Source organism: Thermococcus sp., from assembly GCF_027012695.1.
Taxonomy (GTDB): domain Archaea; phylum Methanobacteriota_B; class Thermococci; order Thermococcales; family Thermococcaceae; genus Thermococcus.
The window spans coordinates 1-1,161 of the sequence record NZ_JALUYR010000003.1; the positions used below are offsets into that span (position 1 = coordinate 1).

Below are 1,161 nucleotides of genomic sequence, written 5' to 3' on the forward strand. Positions count from 1 at the left end.
AGCCTATAATCCTTCCAATGATTCCGGCCGATGTGTGGGGGGCGAGGCCTATGACAAGGTGGCCGACCAAATCTTCCATCTTCTCGGCGTTGTAGAACCTTGGTAAACCGTAGAACTTCTCGAGGAGGTCGTCGATGAAGCGCGCGACCTTCAGGAGGTATTTTCCCGCTTCATAGGAGAGTATAACGTCCTGAACCTTAAGTTCAACTATCTGGTCGTCCCTCTCGAGTGGTTTACCCTCGAAGTCGTGGGTATAGCCGAGCTCCCTCAACTTCTCAACGCTCACCCCGATTTCCCTCGGCTTGAAGTGGGTTATAGGCGCATCTGTGGCGTCAAAGCGAATGGTACCGTCTTTAAAGACGTAAACGTCGTTCTTAACCCTCAAAAGGCCCTTCTCAAGGGGTTCCGCCATTTTATAGCCCGACGTCATTCCCTTGACGCCCTTGAGCCTGTCTATTCCATAAACCTTCACGTTGTCCATGGCACGTCTGAGCAGTTCGGAGGGCTTTATCTCCCTCTCCGCGTAAGGCTTTAGTTCAACGTCACAACGCGGACAGCGGAAGTTGAACTCCCTAGCCTCACTCTCGGGATAATCAGCGTTGCACTTTGGACAGTGCCAGAGGAGTTCCTTTCTCGTCCCACAGACGGGGCAGAGGTGCTCCGGGCCGATATGACCACAGTTAGGACACTTAAAGAAGGCTATCTCCACTTTGGCCGTTTTGCCCTCTTCCGCGGCCTTCTTTATGTCCCTGCTTGGGCCTCCGGCAAGGCCAATCGGGAAGAGCACCTGAACCGGGGGCTTCATCTTTCTTTCCTTGGCCTTCTCAGGACGGCCCATTCTGGCCCCAATCCAGCTTATTCCCCTATCGCGGAGCTTTATCCTGTTGTTCTCGTTGATAATGTCGATGACCGTGAAGAAAGGTTTGGCCTTGAACTCCCACTCAAGGTTGCCGAGGGGCGTTAAGAGCGCGGCACTCCAGGGATAATCAACGACAATAACCTTTTTCCGGTCTTCCGTCCGTTCAAGCCGGTGCGGAAGTCCGAGGAGCTCAAGGTAGCGCTTTATGGTTTTGTCGTTGTCGAGTATTACCCTTCTCGCGAACTTCAGCTTCCTGAACTCGTCCCACTCGATTTGAGCGTTCACCAAAGCCCTCTGGAGTT

The 1,161-nt window shown here is 53.2% G+C and carries 1 pseudogene; it reads right to left on the reverse strand.

From position 1 onward, the window contains the following. A pseudogene (locus MV985_RS00025) lies at nucleotides 1–1,161 on the reverse strand (DNA polymerase II large subunit); the annotation flags it as partial.